The 20,566-nt window shown below is 35.7% G+C and carries 16 protein-coding genes and 2 tRNA genes; 15 read left to right on the forward strand and 3 right to left on the reverse strand.

Annotated elements, in window-relative coordinates; all coding sequences use genetic code 11:
- Positions 1 to 388: 388 nt before the first annotated feature.
- Positions 389 to 464: transfer RNA gene (locus GWI59_RS09755), tRNA-Asn, on the reverse strand.
- A 296-nt stretch (positions 465 to 760) separates the two neighbouring features.
- Here GWI59_RS09755 and GWI59_RS09760 point away from each other — a divergent pair.
- Together GWI59_RS09760 and GWI59_RS09765 are read left to right on the forward strand one after the other, a co-directional pair.
- Positions 761 to 1,702 carry an AraC family transcriptional regulator gene (locus GWI59_RS09760; protein WP_229096607.1) on the forward strand — a complete coding sequence of 314 codons (942 nt, stop codon included), beginning with the start codon at positions 761 to 763 and terminating at the stop codon, positions 1,700 to 1,702.
- Between the two features lie 89 nt (positions 1,703 to 1,791).
- Complete coding sequence (locus tag GWI59_RS09765; protein WP_072063129.1) at positions 1,792 to 2,385, forward strand: NAD(P)H-dependent oxidoreductase; 594 nt, start codon at positions 1,792 to 1,794, stop codon at positions 2,383 to 2,385.
- Between the two features lie 142 nt (positions 2,386 to 2,527).
- Here GWI59_RS09765 and GWI59_RS09770 read toward each other — a convergent pair.
- Positions 2,528 to 2,603: transfer RNA gene (locus tag GWI59_RS09770), tRNA-Asn, on the reverse strand.
- A gap of 156 nt (positions 2,604 to 2,759) precedes the next feature.
- Complete coding sequence (locus GWI59_RS09775; protein WP_072063128.1) at positions 2,760 to 3,266, reverse strand: YlaC family protein; 507 nt, start codon at positions 3,264 to 3,266, stop codon at positions 2,760 to 2,762.
- A gap of 455 nt (positions 3,267 to 3,721) precedes the next feature.
- Between GWI59_RS09775 and cspE the strand changes: the two genes are divergently transcribed.
- The 13 genes from cspE (at position 3,722) to GWI59_RS09840 (ending at position 20,533) form a co-directional block, all read left to right on the forward strand.
- Positions 3,722 to 3,934, forward strand: a complete 213-nt coding sequence (gene cspE, locus GWI59_RS09780) for a transcription antiterminator/RNA stability regulator CspE (protein ID WP_004243573.1) — start codon at positions 3,722 to 3,724, stop codon at positions 3,932 to 3,934.
- A 107-nt stretch (positions 3,935 to 4,041) separates the two neighbouring features.
- Positions 4,042 to 4,236, forward strand: coding sequence for a protein DsrB (gene dsrB, locus GWI59_RS09785; RefSeq protein ID WP_006533211.1), 195 nt, complete (start codon positions 4,042 to 4,044; stop codon positions 4,234 to 4,236).
- A 401-nt stretch (positions 4,237 to 4,637) separates the two neighbouring features.
- Positions 4,638 to 5,336, forward strand: coding sequence for an MgtC family protein (locus GWI59_RS09790; RefSeq protein WP_072063127.1), 699 nt, complete (start codon positions 4,638 to 4,640; stop codon positions 5,334 to 5,336).
- A gap of 3,712 nt (positions 5,337 to 9,048) precedes the next feature.
- Positions 9,049 to 9,399, forward strand: a complete 351-nt coding sequence (flhD, locus tag GWI59_RS09795) for a flagellar transcriptional regulator FlhD (protein WP_072063484.1) — start codon at positions 9,049 to 9,051, stop codon at positions 9,397 to 9,399.
- A 2-nt stretch (positions 9,400 to 9,401) separates the two neighbouring features.
- On the forward strand, positions 9,402 to 9,983 hold the full coding sequence (gene flhC, locus GWI59_RS09800) for a flagellar transcriptional regulator FlhC (protein WP_006533207.1): 582 nt from the start codon (positions 9,402 to 9,404) through the stop codon (positions 9,981 to 9,983).
- Positions 9,984 to 10,117: 134 nt separating this feature from the next.
- The gene (motA, locus tag GWI59_RS09805) at positions 10,118 to 11,011 is read left to right on the forward strand and encodes a flagellar motor stator protein MotA (RefSeq protein WP_036935706.1); all 894 of its coding nucleotides are present in this window, start codon (positions 10,118 to 10,120) and stop codon (positions 11,009 to 11,011) included.
- 2 nt (positions 11,012 to 11,013) lie between these two features.
- Positions 11,014 to 12,060 (forward strand): flagellar motor protein MotB, encoded by a 1,047-nt coding sequence (motB, locus tag GWI59_RS09810; RefSeq protein WP_072063126.1) that lies wholly within the window; start codon positions 11,014 to 11,016, stop codon positions 12,058 to 12,060.
- Positions 12,061 to 12,095: 35 nt separating this feature from the next.
- Positions 12,096 to 14,273, forward strand: a complete 2,178-nt coding sequence (cheA, locus tag GWI59_RS09815) for a chemotaxis protein CheA (RefSeq protein ID WP_109400761.1) — start codon at positions 12,096 to 12,098, stop codon at positions 14,271 to 14,273.
- A gap of 21 nt (positions 14,274 to 14,294) precedes the next feature.
- Complete coding sequence (gene cheW / locus GWI59_RS09820) at positions 14,295 to 14,795, forward strand: chemotaxis protein CheW (RefSeq protein ID WP_006533200.1); 501 nt, start codon at positions 14,295 to 14,297, stop codon at positions 14,793 to 14,795.
- Positions 14,796 to 15,178: 383 nt separating this feature from the next.
- The gene (locus tag GWI59_RS09825) at positions 15,179 to 16,885 is read left to right on the forward strand and encodes a methyl-accepting chemotaxis protein (protein ID WP_161671114.1); all 1,707 of its coding nucleotides are present in this window, start codon (positions 15,179 to 15,181) and stop codon (positions 16,883 to 16,885) included.
- A 59-nt stretch (positions 16,886 to 16,944) separates the two neighbouring features.
- Positions 16,945 to 18,591, forward strand: coding sequence for a methyl-accepting chemotaxis protein (locus GWI59_RS09830; protein WP_072063122.1), 1,647 nt, complete (start codon positions 16,945 to 16,947; stop codon positions 18,589 to 18,591).
- 6 nt (positions 18,592 to 18,597) lie between these two features.
- The gene (gene cheR / locus GWI59_RS09835; protein WP_072063121.1) at positions 18,598 to 19,488 is read left to right on the forward strand and encodes a protein-glutamate O-methyltransferase CheR; all 891 of its coding nucleotides are present in this window, start codon (positions 18,598 to 18,600) and stop codon (positions 19,486 to 19,488) included.
- Entirely contained in the window at positions 19,481 to 20,533 is a 1,053-nt protein-coding gene (locus GWI59_RS09840) for a protein-glutamate methylesterase/protein-glutamine glutaminase (protein ID WP_109847276.1), read from the forward strand. Before cheR ends, GWI59_RS09840 begins: the two co-directional genes overlap by 8 nt.
- The last annotated feature ends 33 nt before the right edge of the window (positions 20,534 to 20,566 follow it).

The raw sequence follows: 20,566 nt of genomic DNA on the forward strand, positions 1-20,566 counted from the left end.
GTGACATACGGATTAACAGTCCGCCGTTCTACCGACTGAACTATGGAGGAAGCGAGTTCTCGTAAGAACGAGATGGATAATAGCGAGGGAGATGAACATTGTAAAGTAAAAAAAGTGAAATAACAGTTTAAGTGGTTAAAAAATAACTAATTTATGGTTTTTAAATCAAATAAGGAGGTTTTGAGTTTAAAAAATAGTCGGTGGAAGAGTGTTGATTGAAATGACCTTATAAAAAGGCATTCTTTTATTAATGATTTTGAGTTAACACGAAATTGAAGATGGACATATAAAAATACAAAAGAAATAAATAAGAAAATAGAGGAATAAAAATAGTCAATGAGTAGAAAGCAAAAAGCCCGCACTGTGATAGCGCGGGCTTTTCTAAATTTGGCTCCTCCAACTGGACTTGAACCAGTGACATACGGATTAACAGTCCGCCGTTCTACCGACTGAACTATGGAGGAAGCGAGTTCTCGTGAGAACGAGGCGAATAATAGCTATCCTTTATCACCTTGTAAAGTAAAAAAATGAAAAAAAATACCGTTTGCTCAAGACTGCATCAAGTTGTTTCTTTTTTGATAAAAATGTATAAAAAATAGATGGTTATCAATAGAAATAATATTCGAAATTTCATTTCTAGTCGCTGAAATGTGTCTTACATTGGAAAGAAAAGATAAAGCGTTTTTTTAAAAGAAAGTTTTTCATACTGTTTAGTTATACAATCTGACGAATTAAAAGACTAATTGAAGATCCCGAGACGATGGATACTACGAATTTATCAGTACCGATGGTATTAGAGTTTGAGCAATTTAAAAAAACACTTCTTCTATATACAAAAGATAAAGAAGGAGGATGGGATACCTCTGTTTCTGGTTTAGCGTTATGTCGGTATACTTCTATTACAGAGTCTGAAGGCTGGATGTATGAACCCAGTTTGGCTATTGCTGCACAAGGTGCAAAGCAAATAACGATAGGGCTAGAGACAAACTGTTATCGTCCTATGAATATGCTTTTAACATCATCAGATATACCTACTTTTGCTAAAGTCTGTGAAGCGTCAAAAGAAACGCCTTTTTTAGCAATGTTGCTAAAACTAGACCTCGCTCTATTACCTGAACTGCTAGCCGAAAATAAGTTTGAATTACTACAAGAAAATAACGAGATCAGCGCTCAACAAATTGTTCAAGCAACCGCGCCAATTTTACAAGCAGTAACAAGACTTATAAAACTAATAGATACACCAGAAGATGCACTTTTTATTGCTCCTTTGATCCAAAAAGAGATCCTTTATTACTTATTAAGATCGAATGATGGTGCGCGTCAGCAACTATTAGCATCACAACATCCTCAGTGTCGGCAAATTAGTGATGCGCTTGATTGGATTAAACAACATTATCACGAAACAATCCGGATTGAAGATCTTACAACGTTAGTGGGTATGAGCACCTCATCATTTCATTTTCACTTTAAAAAACGAACTGGCATGACGCCGTTGCAATATCAAAAGTGGTTACGGCTGAATGAAGCAAGAAGGATCATGCTGATTGAAATGAGTGATGTTTCTAAAGCAGCATTTATCGTCGGTTATGAAAGCCCATCACAATTTAGTCGTGAATATCATCGATTATTTGGTTTATCGCCCTTAAAAGATATTCAACGATTAAAAGAATCAGAAACTGAAACGGTATCTTTGGATTATTAGGCAAGAATAATGGAGAAATGAGTTAAAGCAGTGATGAGTAATTGCGTTATAGTTTGCTTATTAAATATGTGTATACAAGGAGTTTAGAAGTGACTAACGTTTTTATTATTAATGCTGCAAAAGAGTTTGATGGTTCTGAAGGGAAACTCAACGATCATTTAACGCAAGTCGCCACAGATTTGTTGTCTTCGCATCAGATAAATGTGCAATCAACACGCATTGATGATGGTTATGATAATAACGAAGAAGTTGATAAATACTTATGGGCCGATGTCATTATTTATCAAATGCCAGCATGGTGGATGGAAGGTCCTTGGATCTTAAAAAAATATATTGATGATGTATTTAGTGCTGGGTACGGCAAAATGTATATTGATGATGGTCGTACACGAAAAGATCCTTCGAAAAAATATGGTTCGGGTGGATTATTACAAGGCAAAAAGTATCTTCTTTCTGTAACTTGGAATGCGCCTTTTGAATCTTTTGAAGAACAAGAACAGTTCTTTGAAGGAAAAGGGATTGATGCTGTCTATTTTCCATTCCATAAAGCGAATCAATTTTTAGGTATGGAAGGATTAAAAACCTTCGGAATGTTTGATGTGGTGAAACAACCGCAAATTGAGCAAGATGTTGAAGCGTATAAAAAACACCTAAAACACGAAATTGTTGGAATAGCAGGTTAGGTCTTTATCGTACTAGATATAAATTAGCTATTTATTAATTAAGCAAGATAACGATACTGATTGGATTTAGGTAGCTGATTTAGATGATAAGAATGTAGAAAGTAAAAAGCCCGCACTGCAATAGCGCGGGCTTTTCTAAATTTGGCTCCTCCAACTGGACTCGAACCAGTGACATACGGATTAACAGTCCGCCGTTCTACCGACTGAACTATGGAGGAAGCGAGTTCTCGTGAGAACGAGCCGCATAATAACGATGATATATCAGAGTGTCAACGTTAAAAGTGGATTAAATATCTGTTTGGTGGGTTTATCGACAAAGTGACTAAATAATAGAAGTTATTCTCCGTGTTTTTATCTGTAACACGGAGAATCAATTAGGCTTGATGAGATAATTGTGATGCTGAAATTGATTGTTGAACGGGATCAAATGCCATCAAGTACACATCGTAAAAATGAATTTCTTGTTTTTTACTAATAATCTCACGAATGTCTTCTTTTATTTGTTGAGATATCGCAGGGTGCTGGTGGATCTCATTTATGGCTTCATCAGAGAGTTTTTCAAAGGTATACCATTCACCGTTATAGCAGACTCTCAAATCGAGAACGCCAATGTCTTCAAATTTATAGATAGGTTTTATATCAAATAATAAGATACCAGCCATCGCTAAGAACATCATAGTAAAGAGAACCAGCGAGATAACACCAAAGTAAGGTGAATAAATTAATAACGCCGCGAGTAATACATAAGAGAGAACCATGCTGATACATAGCCAGATATGGTTTTTTAAAAATTGACTATTAAAATGTGGTTTCCCGTCTCTTTTTTCTGCTTTATTGATCCGGTCTAAATCACGCTCTAAGATTTCTTTTAATACATTCATTGTAAACACCTTAAGAGATGAATGTTGCAAACTTGTTTCTTGTTACTAGATTATCACGTGGGCAAGATAAGCGGGTAGAACAGTTTTTTTAAATTCTGGCATTAACTGTTATTGTTAGATTATTAAGAATATTCTTATTCGTTGTTAATAATAGAGATAAAATATCAAATAAATTTTATACACAGTGATAAAAATCGAGGAAGAATTGTATTTTTAATGTGCAATTTGCATTTTTTTAATCTTTAGGTGCATAAAACTATTGCTATTAAACTTGTCTCATGCGTTAATGAGTAAGGCCTCAATACAGACCTGATTTATGATTGACATTCTAAGTTAATGAGTTTTAAACAGCATCGCTTTTTGACCGTTTTCTTCATGTGTGCCCATAAGTTATAGGTAGTTCAGGCCAGTAGATGCCGAGAAGGCAACGTTTTATTGATATATAGGAAAGTCACATGTCTGACAAAATGAAAGGTCAAGTTAAGTGGTTCAACGAGTCTAAAGGCTTTGGTTTTATTACTCCAGCAGACGGAAGCAAAGACGTATTCGTTCACTTTTCTGCCATTCAAGGTAACGGTTTCAAAACTCTGGCTGAAGGTCAGAACGTAGAATTCACAATTGAAAACGGTGCAAAAGGTCCAGCAGCTGCTAACGTAACTGCTCTGTAATTAAAGCCTTTTAAAAATTTTCTTCAAGCCTGTCACCTTATGGTGGCAGGCTTTTTCTTTATGGGTAAAATAAAAAAAGAGAATGATAATATTTATCAGGAGAGAAAATGCAAGTTAATGATAATGTTGTTGTAAAAACAGATGGTATTGACGATCGTGAAGGAACTATCCTACTTATCGAAGAATTTAATGAAGGTATAATGTATTTGGTATCACTCCCTGAATATCCAAAAGGAATTTGGTTTTTTAATGAAAAAGAGGGCGGTGAAGGAATATTTGTGAGACCAATACAGCAAAAGTGACTGACGTTTAGGTTTGGTTCATTTACATTTTCAAATCAGCTACTTATACTTTTGCTAAATTATAGTTAGGAGAAAACACCTTGGATACACAAAGTTGTAGGTTAATGACAAACCCATTAATCGAGAATAATTTTATTCAAAATAATAGGTAAGCTGTTTTCTTCACTAAAACTGCTTACCATTTTGGTGGGCAGTGCGTTGTAATATTCCTTTCTTATATTTCAATTATGCACTTACCCAAATAATTTCCCTTATGCAGCTAAAACAAGAAGGGTAATTTCATGTGCTATATTTTTTTCTCTTTATTTCCTCCTCCTAAGGCGATGAATTGATTTCAACACTCTGAATTGTCAGAGCAAAATTTTCATATCGATTTTAATCATCATGTAGAGGAAATAAACATGACGATGACGCCTTATATTTTAAATCTCGTGATTGCAATGTGCCTTGGTGCTTTGATTGGTGCTGAACGTCAATGGCGACAAAGAATGGCAGGTTTAAGAACAAATGCTTTAGTGGCAACGGGTGCTGCTGTTTTTATTTTAAGCTCAATAGAAACTTCGTCAGATAGCCCTGGTCGGATTGCAGCTCAAGTTGTTTCAGGTATTGGATTTCTTGGTGCTGGTGTGATCATGCGCGAAGGAATGAATATACGTGGGCTTAATACAGCAGCAACACTTTGGTGTTCTGCGGGAATTGGTGTGTTGAGTGGATTAGGTTTATATCAATTGGCGACCATAGCAGCACTTCTTATTCTTTGTGCGAATATTTTATTGCGAGAAGCTGCTCAGCGGATAAACGCTCAACCACAACATCAAGCAATAGATATTGAGCAACGCTACTCAATACGAATTATTTGTCATGAAGAAGATGAAGTTTTAGTTAGAACTCTGATTTTACAGGCAATAAATGGATTACATGTTCGATTACAGTCTTTAAGTAGTGCTGATACATTGATGCCTAGTCAATTGGAAGTTTGTGCCGAATTACTTGCAACCCCCGTCGAGCAAAAAGAGATAGAAGCGATTGTTTGCAGAGTAAGTTTAGAAAAGAGTGTCAGTGCAATTAATTGGAAGATAGCAGCAGAGCATCCTATTTAACGGATCTTTTTTAAGACAAGATTATTCTAATCAAGGCTCTCTATATTCAGTATAGGGCGCTTTTTTGTCATATAGATACTAGTTAGAGATCAACTTACAAAGTTATTTCAAAAAGGAATATGAATATTAATAAAAGTTATAAAGAATATAATTTTGTAATTTGTAAGTAATAGAACTGTCATATTTCAAGTTGTTGTATAGTCGATTATGTTTATTCGTACAGACATATTCTTTTGTATGTTCATAGTAAACTATTCACTTTTTCCTACCTAAATCCAAATCACTTAGTGTATTTACATAATATTTAATTCTAAAACTAATTTCTCTAATGAGAAGAATAAGGCGTTAGTTATACATTACGTATTATTACTAACATATAGAAATAAAGTATTTTAATTGTGTAATTATTATTTGCGTAACTATTACTTTATGGAATAAAAAATAGAAAAATATTATCAAAAAAGCTAATTAAAATACGTGATAGAGAGGATACGTTCATTTTCGTTTTAATAAAAACAAACATTTTTGTCTAAATTGATTAATGTACAATTATTTGTATTGTGGTTAACCCGTATATAATGAGTTATGAATGAAAAATATTGAACTACCTTTGTGGGGTGTTTGGTATCATTTCTCATTTTTATTAATCGTTTCTTTTGGTCTGATTTGATTTATCTCTGTTTATTTTGTTTTTAATAAATAGAAAAAACTAAAATCAAGTAAGAGATTGCTACCCATGGTTTACTTATTAAATGAGGCACTTAGGAGTATTATGGGACAAAAAGTCGTTATTAAGGGGCTTAGAGCAGTATTTCATTTGGGATAAAAATTGATGTTTTCCATTGATTATATTAGATTTTTTTAATACCTAAATTATACTCTCAAATTATTTCAATGTATTTGGCTAAAAATTTATCAACATTTACTGCCATATTTAATTTAAGCGTGATTTTTTTGAGTAATGTTTTTAATTTAATTTAATTAGACTCTCAAAATATGAAGAAAAATTTAGGAAAACGGTGGGTTTATACTGCTACAGTAAAGCTGATGAATTGCTATGGTATGTTGTCTGTAATCACTAATCATTGGTGAATGAAAATCTTTTGAAGAATTGTGGTTTTTTTTGTAAAAACCATGTGGAAAAATTGATACCAATAAGTAATCTTATAATAAGAGTAGAAAAATTACACCACTCTTTCTGTTCAGTAAAATAATCATTTCAAAATTATATTGTTTATAACTTTGTCAAGGATGTAAATCTTACTTATTACAGAAAGAGAATTATCTTAGTATGAAATAGATGTGTCGTTAGTATTTTTCTTGAAAATATATATAAAGGATAATTGTGGTACTGACCTTTTTTGATTCACCAAAAAAGATAAAACCAAGTATAAGAGGAACACTAATTTAAAACATTGCTGGTATAAAAGTGTGAACAAAAATTTCATGTTCGCTTACTAAAAAACAATGTAACTCGTTTCAATAGAACTGGAAGCAATACACAAACTATTTGCATTCACCTCATGAATGATCTCGATTATTACTATAACAAAATACGGTTACAATATTTTTCAATACCTTCTTTTTCCAAAAAATTAGAACACTTTGGGGTTATAGAATACTAAGTACTGTTATTGGTTTTTAAGACTAATCTAATAAATGAGATATAAGCCTTGATTATTTAGATATATCAATATTTTTATTAGGTTTTGAGCGAGAGAAAAAGTCTTTTTAATGTTGAAATTACTCATAAAAAGGGTAATAAAATGAGTCAAATTAGTAGTTAGAATAGAGGAACATTTAGAGATATATTTTGGCGCTTTAAGTAAAGATGTACCGATATTTAAATCTTTATACTCTCCTAGGTTCGTCAACACCAACTTTTGTTAAGTAATAGTGTTGTTACGAAGTCAGCATTTTTAGTTCCGTAATGCCTTGAGACTTGTGATAGCTAGGTTGAAAAAAAGAGGCTAACTACATGATAAGAGAGAAGGTGAAACAATACTCATCATTTGTAAGAGTAAAACAAATTGTTGTTAGAAACTATTTGGGGCTAAAAGTTAACATTTGATATTTTTTTATTCGTACCAATGCTAATGGAGTAATCAATAAGGTGTTATTTTAATCATATTTGTTTTTCTGGCTTTACATTGAGAAAGTGCATCTATACAGGTGTTAACTTCGGGTTATCATATTTGCCATTACAGCCATTTATTGTGTAGAGGCAATACGGTTAACAGGAAAAACAGAATTTATATTTTACCTTATTATTTTATGAATTAATTACTTTATCTTGGAGATCTTGGGATCTTTTTTTATGAAATTGAAATTTATATTTCAAGAAATGTCTTTTTTTTATAAAAAAAGAGATGTGGTTATATAAGACATGATTTTATAAATCTGCTTTTTTTCTTTATTTTTTTACTGTCTTTTGTGTTTTTTATTAGTTGTAAATTATTGGTGGAATATAACTATACAGTGAAAAATAAGAAATTTTAAATTTCTTATATTAATAATCTTTGACTTTATTTTATAAAAAAATGCGTGTTTTTTTTGATTCAACTTAAGTTAAATACTGTATTATTTTCATATTCAATTCTGAATTAATAATTAAATTGGTAAAAGGTTTTATTTAATTAAATAAAAAAGATTATTTTGTTTTTATATTAATCTAGTAGTAATTTTAAATTTATATTGTTCATAAATTATACTATGACTCATAAAAAAAACTTATTTATATGTGGATATTATTTCTCTGTGATTAATTTAAAGGCAATAAAACTCTTATTAAGGGTTCTGTAATTTAAGTGTTAAATAGTACTTGCTAAGTATTAGCTAAATTAAATTATTACAGTTGAAACTTTAATGATGTAGAAATAAATATTCAATGATTTAAGGGTGAAGATGCATAACTAAGAATTTAATTTTATATGACTTATCGTCCTGTCTAATAAATGCATTAACTTATCATATTGATTTTAAAGTATAATATTTGGTTTGAAATAATAAAAAAATTTAGGATAACTATAAATAATTAGAATGGGTTATTTTTCAAACAAATTGTAAACAAAAAGTGATCATTTATGAAGGTTTGCGTAAATGGTGAAAAAAATAATATCTATAGAAATATTTATTAAATTTAAGAAGCTTGTTTAGATAAAGATGAGGGGGAGATATATCAATATATGTTACTGTGATCAAAAAAATCTCTAATTGTAGATTTGTCAAATTTTTATGCTGTATTTTTAGGTTTATAAGTTTAATAGATCGTATAAAATAAAAAATTATCATTAATATTTTAATTTGGGTAGATTAGCTTATTAATTTACACCAAGTTTTATTACTTTTATCACTTGAATAGTTAATGAACTAATTCCATAATAATGATTATCTTTTTGTGATGTGACTCACATAGTATTTAAATTAGACTACTTTATCCGTTGAATAACTTAATCGTTAAGGAGTAAAGTTGTTGCGTTAGGATTATTCTTAACGAGCTATATTGGCGAGCATTTAAAGTTTACTTTTAATTTAAATGATTTTTTCGCTACTTTTGAAAATGACCGTAACTAAGTAATACAAGGTAGTGTTACTACGTGTCATGTTCATAAAATGGGGCCTGGAATTTAATATTACATTTATATTAATTTCCTCGGGATCTTTCATTAGAAAGATCCTCTTTGTTCAATATAATCGGACGGGATGTAAAGAGATGAGTACGGTTGAATTGCTTAAGCATATTTATGACATAAATTTATCGTATTTGCTTTTGGCGCAAAGGTTAATTAACCAAGAAAAGGCTTCCGCAATGTTTCGGCTTGGGATTAGTGATGCAATGGCGGATGCACTGGCAGAGCTTACATTGCCACAATTGGTTAAGTTGGCTGAAACAAACCAACTAATCTGTAATTTCCGCTTTGAAGACAGCGAAACAATAGAACAACTCACTAAAGAATCTAGAGTGGATGATTTACAACAAATTCATACTGGCATTCTTCTTTCTTCTAACTTGTTTCGTCAGTTATCGGAACAAGACACTACTGCAACAAAGAAACGGGCATAACAATGAGTGAGAAAAGTATCGTCCGAGAAGCGAAAGATATTCGCTTAGCAATGGAATTAATCACCTTGGGTGCCCGCTTACAAATGCTTGAAAGTGAAACTCAATTAAGTCGGGGGCGTTTAATTAAATTATACAAAGAATTAAGAGGGAGCCCCCCTCCAAAAGGAATGCTGCCATTTTCAACGGATTGGTTTATGACATGGGAACAAAATATCCATTCCTCAATGTTTTATAATGCTTATCGCTTTTTATTAAAAAATGGCGGTTGTGTTGGCGTTGAGGCTGTTGTTAAGGCTTATCGTTTATACTTAGAGCAATGTCCTCCTGTTAAAGATCAAGAACCTATTTTAGCACTAACAAGAGCATGGACATTAGTACGTTTTGTTGAAAGTGGTATGTTGCAACTTTCTGTTTGTACCAAATGTAATGGTTCATTTATTACACACGCACACCAGCCAGCTAGTAATTATGTTTGTAGTCTTTGCCAGCCACCTTCTCGCGCAATAAAAAAACGTAAACTTTCCGCCAATCCTGCCGATATTAACTTACAACTGTTGGATGGTCTTGAACAGTTTGCAATGTGATTCGAGATTGAAAGTTAAATATCAGGTTATAGAGCTTAGTTATCTATAACCTGTACCGTTTCCTCTCCCCCTCCTATCTCTTGCTGCTATGTTCGCCATTCTCTCAATAACGAAATTAGCTAAAGGGATATCGCGTGTTAGTACTCTTAGGATATATCGTGGTTATGAGCGCCGTCATCGGGGGATATCTTCTCGTCGGTGGTAGTTTAGGTGCCTTATACCAGCCAGCCGAATTTATAATCATCTTTGGTGCCGGTATCGGTGCTTTTATTGTAGGTAATAATGGTAGAGCAATTGTATCGACAATGAAGATCCTACCGAAATTACTTCGTAGTACAAATTATAATAAAGCGATGTACATGGATTTAATGGCACTCATGTTTCGTTTATTGTCAAAAGCTCGTCAAAACGGGATGTTGGCATTAGAGAGAGATATCGAAAATCCACAACAAAGTGACATTTTTTCCCAATATCCTCGCATTATGAAAGATGTTTATATGCTCAGTTTTATTACTGACTATATGCGTCTGATGGTGACAGGGAATATGAACCCTTATGAAATTGAATCTCTGATGGATGAAGAGATTGCAACTTTTGAGGAAGAGAGCGAAGTTCCTGCAACGGGATTATCTGCCATGGGTGATTCACTGCCCGCATTTGGTATTGTTGCTGCGGTGATGGGGGTCGTTAATGCGTTAGGTGCAGCCGATAGACCTGCTGGTGAAATGGGCGTTCTCATTGGTCATGCAATGGTTGGTACTTTCTTAGGTATTTTATTAGCTTATGGCTTTATTTCACCATTAGCTTCTAGGCTCAGACAGCGCTCTAGTCAGCAAATGAAAATGATGGAGTGCATCAAAACAACATTGTTATCTAGCATGAATGGATATGCACCACAGATAGCTGTTGAATTTGGACGTAAAACCCTCTTTCTGGCAGACAGACCTTCTTTTATTGAATTGGAAGAACATGTACGTCAGGTACGGACACCAATGCAGGCAAATCCTGATGCAATGAAAGAAGAGTAATTATGAAGAGTAATTCACAAATCATCCGAGTTAAAAAGCGAGGGAGAAAGCAACATAACGCTCACGGTGGTGCATGGAAGATAGCTTATGCTGACTTTATGACCGCAATGATGGCTTTCTTTCTGGTGATGTGGTTACTTTCAATCTCTAGTCCACAAGAATTAACTCGTGTAGCCGAATATTTTCGTACGCCATTAAAAGTCGCTATTGAAAAAGGGCGATTTAGTGGGGATGCAACCAATCCTATTCCTGGAGGAGGGCGTGATCCTGTCTATAACGAAGGCGATATTTTGCCAAAAGGCCAAGAAGATAAACAGCTCAATGAAAAGCAACAATTCCGCCGATTAAAAGAGAATTTAGAACAAGTCATTTTAAATGATCCTCGGTTAAAAGATCTGAAGCCTCATTTACTGATCGACATGATGGATGAAGGTTTGCGCATTCAAATTATTGATAAAGCAAATCGACCGATGTTTAGAGTCGGTAGTGCCACCGTTGAACCTTATATGAAAGATATTTTGACGGCAATCGCACCTATTTTAAATGATACGCCATACAAAATCAGTTTATCGGGTCATACCGATGATATCCCTTATGCAAGTGGTGCTTTTAAATATAGTAACTGGGAATTATCAACGGATCGTGCAAATGCTTCTCGTCGAGAATTAATTGGTGCAGGCTTAAATGAATGGAAAGTATTGCGTGTTGTGGGTATGGCATCAACAGTTCATTTAGTTAAAGAGGATGGTTTTGCAGCTGCTAACCGACGGATCAGTATTTTGGTCTTAACGAAGCAAGCAGAACAAAAAATTGTACAAGAAAATGAGCGGGTTGCACCGACAGTAACAGAGGCTTCAGAAATTAAACCTCTACTTTCAGGGCAAGAAACCCCACAAGAAAAAGCAGAAAACACACAGACGGGTTCGTCTGTGTCTTCTGCATCTGAGCTTCCCGAATCAAAAAAGGAAAATGTTGAAACAGGAGTTTCTGGGGAAAGTTTGCCATCACAATCGACAAATATTACTACAAAGCAGGGAACAGCCCCCTAATTTGTTAGTAATCGCGTAAAGGTGAATGAGTAACGATGGATATTACTGAGTTTTATCAAACATTTTTTGATGAAGCAGATGAGTTGTTAGCTGATATGGAACAGCATTTGCTGTTACTTGATCCGGCAAATCCAGATCAAGAACAGTTGAATGCAATTTTCCGTAGTGCACACTCCATAAAAGGAGGAGCTGCAACATTTGGCTTCGTTAAACTTCAACAGACCACTCATGTGCTTGAAAACTTGCTCGATAGTGCAAGGCGTCATGAGATGGCGCTCACCGACGACATTATTAACCTGTTTCTGGAAGCGAAAGATATTATGCAACAGCAATTGGATGCACATAAAAACTCACAAGAACCTGATGAGGAAACATTTAACTATATTTGTGAGAAGTTGCGTCAGCTGGCTCTCGATGTAAAAGAAGAACAATCCGCTCCTCAAGTTGAGGCTGTTGCTGGATCTGAAGCTTCGGACTCACAGGCCACAATGATTGAAACTCCTGTTTTGTCATCTGACGCTGAAAATGTGCAAAGTGAAGCCGTAGAAAACAGAGTTGAAGTCGCATCGACAATGGCAGCTGATGGACATTATTACCATCATATCATTTTGTCTGATCTGAAAGAGACAGATATTGATTTAATGCTCGATGAATTAAAGCATCTTGGTGAAGTTAGCCAAGTTGAAAAACAGCATCATGGCCTTGAAGCAATATTAAAAACTACTGCAACAGAAGAAGATATCAGCGCTGTACTTTGTTTTGTGATTGAACCTGAACAAATCTCGTTTAAAAAAGTGGTTGTTGCAGAAAAAACACCAGAAAAAAATGCAGTTACAGAAGAAAGTACAACATCTGTTGATGATGCTCATGTTGAAAGCCAAGCTGAGCAACCTGCACCTGTACAAAAAACAGTGGTTGAAAAGGTGATGCCATCGGCAGAACCAACTAAAGCACCTGTAGCAGCACCAACGAAAAGGCCAACTGCAGCGGCAACACCAAAAACAGAATCAAGCAGCATTCGTGTTGCAGTTGAAAAAGTTGACCAATTAATCAACTTAGTTGGTGAGCTGGTTATTACACAGTCAATGTTGGCGCAGCACAGCGGTAGTCTTGAGCCTGCAATATATAGTGATTTATTAAGTTGTATTGCTCAGTTGCAGCGTAATTCTCGTGATTTACAAGAATCTGTTATGTCAATACGTATGATGCCGATGGAATATGTTTTCAGTCGCTTCCCTCGAGTTGTTCGTGATGTTGCAGGTAAAATGAATAAGAAAGTTGAGTTAAACATGATTGGTAGCTCAACAGAACTTGATAAAAGCTTAATTGAAAAAATTATCGATCCTTTAACTCACTTAGTTCGTAACAGCCTTGATCACGGTATTGAAATGCCAGCGGAGCGGATTGCACTGGGTAAACCGGAAGCAGGGCAGTTAACGCTGTCTGCGGAACATCAAGGTGGTAATATTTGCATTGAAGTGACTGATGATGGCGCAGGATTAAACCGCGAACGTATTTTGAAAAAAGCGATTTCCTCTGGGCTTGCAGTTTCTGAAAATATGAGCAACGAAGAAGTTGCTATGCTGATTTTTGCACCGGGTTTCTCTACCGCCGAAGTCGTAACAGATGTTTCCGGCCGTGGTGTGGGTATGGATGTTGTGAAACGAAATATCCAAGAGATGGGGGGGCAAATTCAGATCAGTTTTGAGGTTGGTAAAGGAACGCGTATTCGTATTTTACTTCCACTAACATTAGCAATTTTAGATGGTATGTCTGTTAAAGTTCATGACGAAGTCTTTATTTTACCATTAGGAACGGTAGTCAGTTCTTTACAACCGGAAGAAGATGATATTTATCCATTGGCTGGCGATGAGAAATTATTGCAGGTTAGAGGGGAATATTTACCACTGATTGAATTGCATCGTACTTTTAATATTGAAGGCGCTCAAACGGATATTACCCAAGCAATTGCGGTTATTGTTCAAAGTGCCGGACGTCGTTATGCTTTATTAGTAGATCAATTAGTTGGTCAGCATCAAGTTGTTGTTAAAAATATAGAGAGTAATTACCGAAAAGTTCCGGGGATATCTGCAGCAACAATTATGGGTGACGGTAGTGTAGCTTTAATTCTTGATGTACCAGAATTGCAACGTTTAAGTCATACACAAATGACGAATAAGAAAAAGAATACAACTGCAAGTGCAGTCATTTAATAGTGAGGATAAAATAAGATTATGGCTTCGGAACATTTCGAGAAATTATCCGGTGAAACTGTTGGACAAGGATTTCTAATTTTTACGCTGGGTGATGAAGAATATGGAATTGATATTTTAAAGGTTCAAGAAATTCGTGGATATGATCAAGTTACACGTATTGCTAATTCACCTAGCTTTATTAAAGGTGTAACTAATTTACGGGGCGTTATTGTTCCGATAGTTGATCTGCGTATTAAATTTTCACAAGAAAGTGTAACTTATAATGACAATACTGTTGTTATCGTGGTTAACTTATTAAATCGAATTGTAGGAATTGTGGTTGATGGCGTTTCTGATGTTCTTACGCTAAAGCCAGAACAAATCTGCCCTGCGCCAGAGTTTGCAGTCACCATGTCTACTGAGTATTTAACAGGTTTAGGTACTTTAGATGAAAGAATGCTTATTCTTGTTGATATTGAAAAATTACTCAATAGTGAAGAAATGGAATTAGTCGATAGTGCTGCAATTCAAGCTAAATAAGTTTTTATTTTTTAAAAAATAATCTAAATACTGTTCCGGTAATTTTGCCGGAATAGTTATTTTTATCTTTTTTATTTTATTAGTGAGCGTTAACACATTAAATTAACCTTAAGTGAAATTAAAAGATAAAAAAGAACTAATAATTTTAGTTAAGTTCTATTTTATTACTTATTAACTTAATAAGTAGCTATCACTTAGCTGTAATATTTTTCTACTGACGGAAATAACTTTAAAGTTTTTTATACTTATAATTTTAATTAAAAATGGTATTACCACCGCTTTCTAATGGAGCAAAATGTGACTAAGACGAAATGAATCCTATAAAGTTTCTCTTAAGTCTGCCGATAACTTGCTCATTACCGTTTATTATAAAAAGGGAAACTATGTTTAGCCGAATGAAAATAGTGACTGGATTATTATCCATTCTTCTGTTGTTTGGTGTTTTGCAATTTGTCTCAGGGGGCGTTTTTTACTCAAATATCGTTGAGACAAGAAACGACCTTAATAAAACACTGACAATACAAAAGCAACGTGAACGCCTAGATGAAAGCTGGGCTAACTTACTTCAAGCTCGTAATAATATTAACCGCGCTGCGATTAGTTTTTTATTACAAGATAAAAATCTTAATGTAGATAATTCTCTGTCTGTTGATTATTTGGCGGGACTTGCTCGCAAAAATATGTCGCGTGCAGACGAGAAATTTAAAGAATTTGAAAAGAATATTACTGCTTATCAAATTCACTCAGAAGATGATATTCGTAGTCTAAAAGGGCGCTTTATCGAATATTTCTCTGCATTAAACCAATTAGAAATTTTACTTCAAGATAAGAACTTAAAAGATTTTTTTGAGCAACCAACTACGGGTTATCAAGACGCTTTATATAAAGAATATCTTTCATATGTTATGCGTAATGAGAAATTTAACGAAGAGTTAAATATGGCATTAGAAGCCTCTCACCAACGTACTACCATTACTATAGCAGTGTTAGCCATTATCGTTATTGCGGCATTAATTCTCTGTTGGTTTGCATTACGTAATGCCTTAATTAGACCATTAAACTCACTTCTATTAAGCATTAAAACTTTCTCTGAAGGTGATTTACGTCCAAATATCGAGGTGAATGGCCGCAATGAAATGAGCTTGTTAGCGAGTGGTTTAAAACATATGCAACAAGAGCTAATTCAAACTGTTCGTGGTGTCTATCAAAGTACAGAAAATATTTATAACAGTACAAGTGAAATTGCTGCGGGGAATAATGACTTATCTGCTCGTACAGAAGAGCAAGTCGCTTCGTTAGAAGAAACTGCTGCAAGTATGGAACAATTAACTGCAACTGTAAAACAGAACGCAGATAACGCTCGCCAAGCAAGTAACCTTGCTAATGACGCCTCAGATATTGCCCGCCAAGGTGGAAAAGTTGTTGCTAATGTGGTGCAAACAATGCACGACATAGCCGGAAGTTCTCAGAAAATCACCGATATCACAGCTGTTATCGATGGCATTGCATTCCAGACCAATATTTTGGCACTGAATGCAGCTGTTGAAGCAGCAAGAGCCGGTGAGCATGGTCGCGGATTTGCGGTGGTTGCCGGAGAAGTTCGTAACCTTGCACAGAGAAGTGCAGAAGCTGCTAAAGAAATAAAAACACTGATTGAAGATTCTGTAAGTCGTACTGAAACTGGCTCTGTGCTTGTTGAAAGTGCGGGTGAAACGATGACGCGTATCGTGGATTCAGTAACGCGCGTTACTGATATCATGGGCGAAATTGCTTCAGCATCAGATGAGCAAAGCCGAGGTATTTCACAAGTTGGCCTTGCGGTTTCTGAAATGGATCGTGTTACTCAGCAAAACGCCTCTTTAGTAGAACAATCTGCAGCCGCTGCTGCTGGTCTTGAAGATCAAGCAGTTGCATTAACCCGCTTAGTTTCAATCTTCAAATTACCGGGTCAGGAAGAAAAAACGCTAGAAAAAAAGGAATTGGATGCAACCCCTGTAGTTAAAGCCGCTGCTCCACTTATAAAACCAGGAACCTCAGAAAAGAAAAAGAGCAGCAGTGTTGAAGATCCCGCTAATTGGGAAACTTTCTAACAACAACAAGTGGCTGACAAGCGGTGGCTTTGAACCACCGCTTTAAACGAGGTGAAGGCATGTTTAGGTTTCGCAAATTAAAGATATCCACCAGTCTCTATTTATTACTGATGATGTTTTGCGTTATGCAATTGATTTCTAGTGGTATTTCGCTAGGGATTGTTCATTTGAATAACGAACAGATCACTAAAGTAGATATAGATACATCTAAGCGAGATGAATTAGGATTAAGTTGGGCATCTTTAATACAAACACGTAATGCGATTAATCGTGTAGCTATCGCAGTGAAAACTGAACAGTCAACGGATTATATTCAATCTATTGAATCAATTGCACTTTCACGTTTGGAAACGGCGAATACTCATTTTCAAAATTTCCTTGCTGAAATAAATAAAGAGGCAATCCCAACAGAAGAAAAAGAAATTGTTGATGCAGTGAAAAATGATTACCACGTTTTGTATGGTGCATTAACCGAATTACATAGCATGTTAAAAAACGATAACTTCCAAGGTTTTTTAGATCAACCAACAGAACGTTATCAAACAGCGATGGAAAATTCATTTAATACCTATATGAATTATGTTCAGGATGAAATTACTGAATCTATCGAGCAAGGACATCGTTCTTATACTATTGCTATCTTGATGTTTATCGGTGCAATAGCGATGGTTATTGTTGTATCAATCGCCGCTCATCGCTGGCTAAGTTTTAATATCATTAAACCTTTCGCAAGTTTAAGCCGTTATTTTAATGATGTTGCTACTGGTAAATTAAATCGTGAAATTCTTGTCTTCACCGATGATGAAATAGGAAATGTGTTTAAAAAACTACGAGAGATGCGTGGTGAGCTTGCACGTTCTATTCGTCTCGTTCGTGATAATAGCCATGCTATGTATTCGGGTATTCAAGAAATTTCCAAAGGAAATACGGATTTATCCTCAAGAACTGAACAACAAGCTGCTTCGTTAGAAGAAACTGCGGCAAGCATGGAAGAGTTAACAGCAACGGTAAAACAAAATGCTGATAACGCTCTGCAAGCGAGCAAGCTCGCAGAATCTGCTTCTGAAACAGCTATACGTGGTGGGCAAATCACGCATAGTGTTGTTGAAACCATGGATGCGATTACACAAAGTTCTCAAAAGATAGGGGCTATTATCAGTGTGATTGATGGTATTGCGTTCCAAACCAATATATTAGCACTTAACGCGGCGGTTGAAGCTGCTCGCGCGGGTGAACAAGGGCGTGGATTCTCTGTCGTTGCAGGAGAAGTTCGTAACCTTGCTCAACGTAGTGCTGATGCTGCAAAAGAAATTAAGTTGTTGATTGATGAGTCCGTTTTACGTGTCTCTCAAGGTTCTCAACTCGTTAATAATGCAGGACAGACAATGGAGGAACTCGTCACCTCAGTAAATAAAGTCACTGAATTAATGGCAGAAATCGCCTCAGCTTCTGATGAACAAAGCCGAGGTATTCACCAAGTCGCTGATGCAGTCAGTCAGATGGATCAGGTGACACAGCAAAACGCTGCTTTGGTGGAGCAATCAGCATCTGCTGCCGCAGCATTAGAAGATCAGGCTAATAACCTTGTTGATGCTGTATCGGCATTCGAGTTGCCTGACACGGATGAGAGTAATAATTCTTCATCCTTAGAAGGTAATGGGTTGAAAAAAGCAGATAAAAAATCATTTTTTAAAAAGACCCATTAAAAAACAATGAAACGTAATGTTACTGAAGTCTTATCAGATATCGCTGCTCAACCGTTGGATATTTTTACCCAACGGTTCATGTTGTCCGATGATCAGTTCCAATCTATATGCCAATTGATTTATCAAAAGGCTGGTATTGTGCTGACTAACAACAAAAGGGAGATGGTTTATAACCGTCTCACTAGGAGGTTACGTGAATTACGGATGAATAACTTTGGTGACTATCTTGCGTTTCTTAAAAGTGATGTACGCAACCCTGAATGGCAAGAGTTTGTCAATGCATTAACAACCAATCTCACTGCATTTTTCAGGGAAGCGCATCATTTTCCTATTTTGGCAAAACATGCCAGAAAAAAAGCAGGGGGCGTCTACCGAGTATGGTGTGCAGCAGCATCTACTGGAGAAGAACCTTATTCAATAGCGATGACTTTACGCGATGTTTTTGGAAATAACCCGTATAAAACCAAAATTATTGCCAGCGATATCGATACTAATGTGTTGGATAAAGCACGAAAAGGTGTTTACCGACAGGAAGAGCTTAAAACATTAAATGATGAATATTTGAAAAAATATTTTCTCAAAGGTGTCGGCGAGTTTGAAGGATACGTGAAAATTAGACATCAAATTAGCGAGATGGTCTCTTTTCAGTATTTGAATTTACTCGACAAGCAATGGGATTTAGAAGGTAGTTTTGATGCGATTTTTTGTCGTAATGTCATGATTTATTTCGACAAAGAAACACAACAAACCTTACTTAATCGCTTTACCTCATTACTTAAGCCAGACGGAATGCTGTTTGTTGGACATTCAGAGAATGTAAGCCAGCTTAGCAAGAATTTCTACTTGCATGGGCATACCGTTTACGGGCTGACACCAGCAAGGAGAGGTTATGAATAAAATAACGGTACTCTGTGTCGATGATTCGGCGTTAATGCGTCAAATCATGCGAGAAATCATCAACAGTCATAGCGATATGGAAGTTGTTGATTGTGCACCAGATCCTATAGTGGCTCGTGACTTAATAAAAAAGTACAACCCACAGGTATTAACGTTAGACGTTGAAATGCCACGTATGGATGGTATTGATTTCTTGGAAAAATTGATGCGATTAAGACCAATGCCTGTCGTTATGGTTTCATCATTAACAGCTAAAGGCTCCGAAGTAACGTTAAAAGCGTTAGAGTTGGGTGCGGTTGATTTTGTGACTAAACCACAGCTTGGTTTGCGTGAAGGTATGATGGCTTATAGCGAACTGATTGCCGAGAAAATTCGAGCGGCAGCACTGGCACGAATTAATCGCCGAGAAGTACAAGCACAGCCTTCTAAATCATTGTCATTTACACCGATGATTTCGAGTGAAAAGTTGATCGCTGTCGGCGCATCAACTGGTGGCACAGAGGCTATTCGTAATTTTCTAGAACCATTACCGATTACCAGCCCTGCGATATTAATTACGCAACATATGCCGGCAGGGTTTACACACTCATTTGCAGAACGATTAAATCGATTATGTCAAATTAGTGTAAAAGAAGCAGAAGACGGCGAACGTGTATTACCTGGGCATGCTTATATTGCACCAGGTGATTATCACATGGAGCTTCGTCGTAATGGTGCTAACTACCAGATCCACATTAATAAAGAACCTGCAGTAAACCGTCATCGTCCTTCAGTTGATGTGCTATTTCGTTCAGTTGCAAAATATGCGGGGCGTAATGCTATTGGCGTTATTTTAACTGGGATGGGAAGTGATGGTGCAGTTGGGTTATTAGAAATGCGTCAAGCAGGAAGTTATACCTTTGCACAAGATGAAGCGAGTTGTGTCGTCTTTGGTATGCCTCGTGCTGCGGTTGAAATAGGCGCAGTAGACGAAGTGAAAAGCATAAGCGCAATGAGTAAAGCGGTGCTGATGAAAATCAGTAGCACGCAATCATTGCGTATCTGATTAAGTTCAGTTTAAAAAGCAACATAGTAATTT

It is taken from the genome of Proteus sp. G2673, assembly GCF_009915125.1.
Lineage (GTDB): Bacteria > Pseudomonadota > Gammaproteobacteria > Enterobacterales > Enterobacteriaceae > Proteus > Proteus penneri.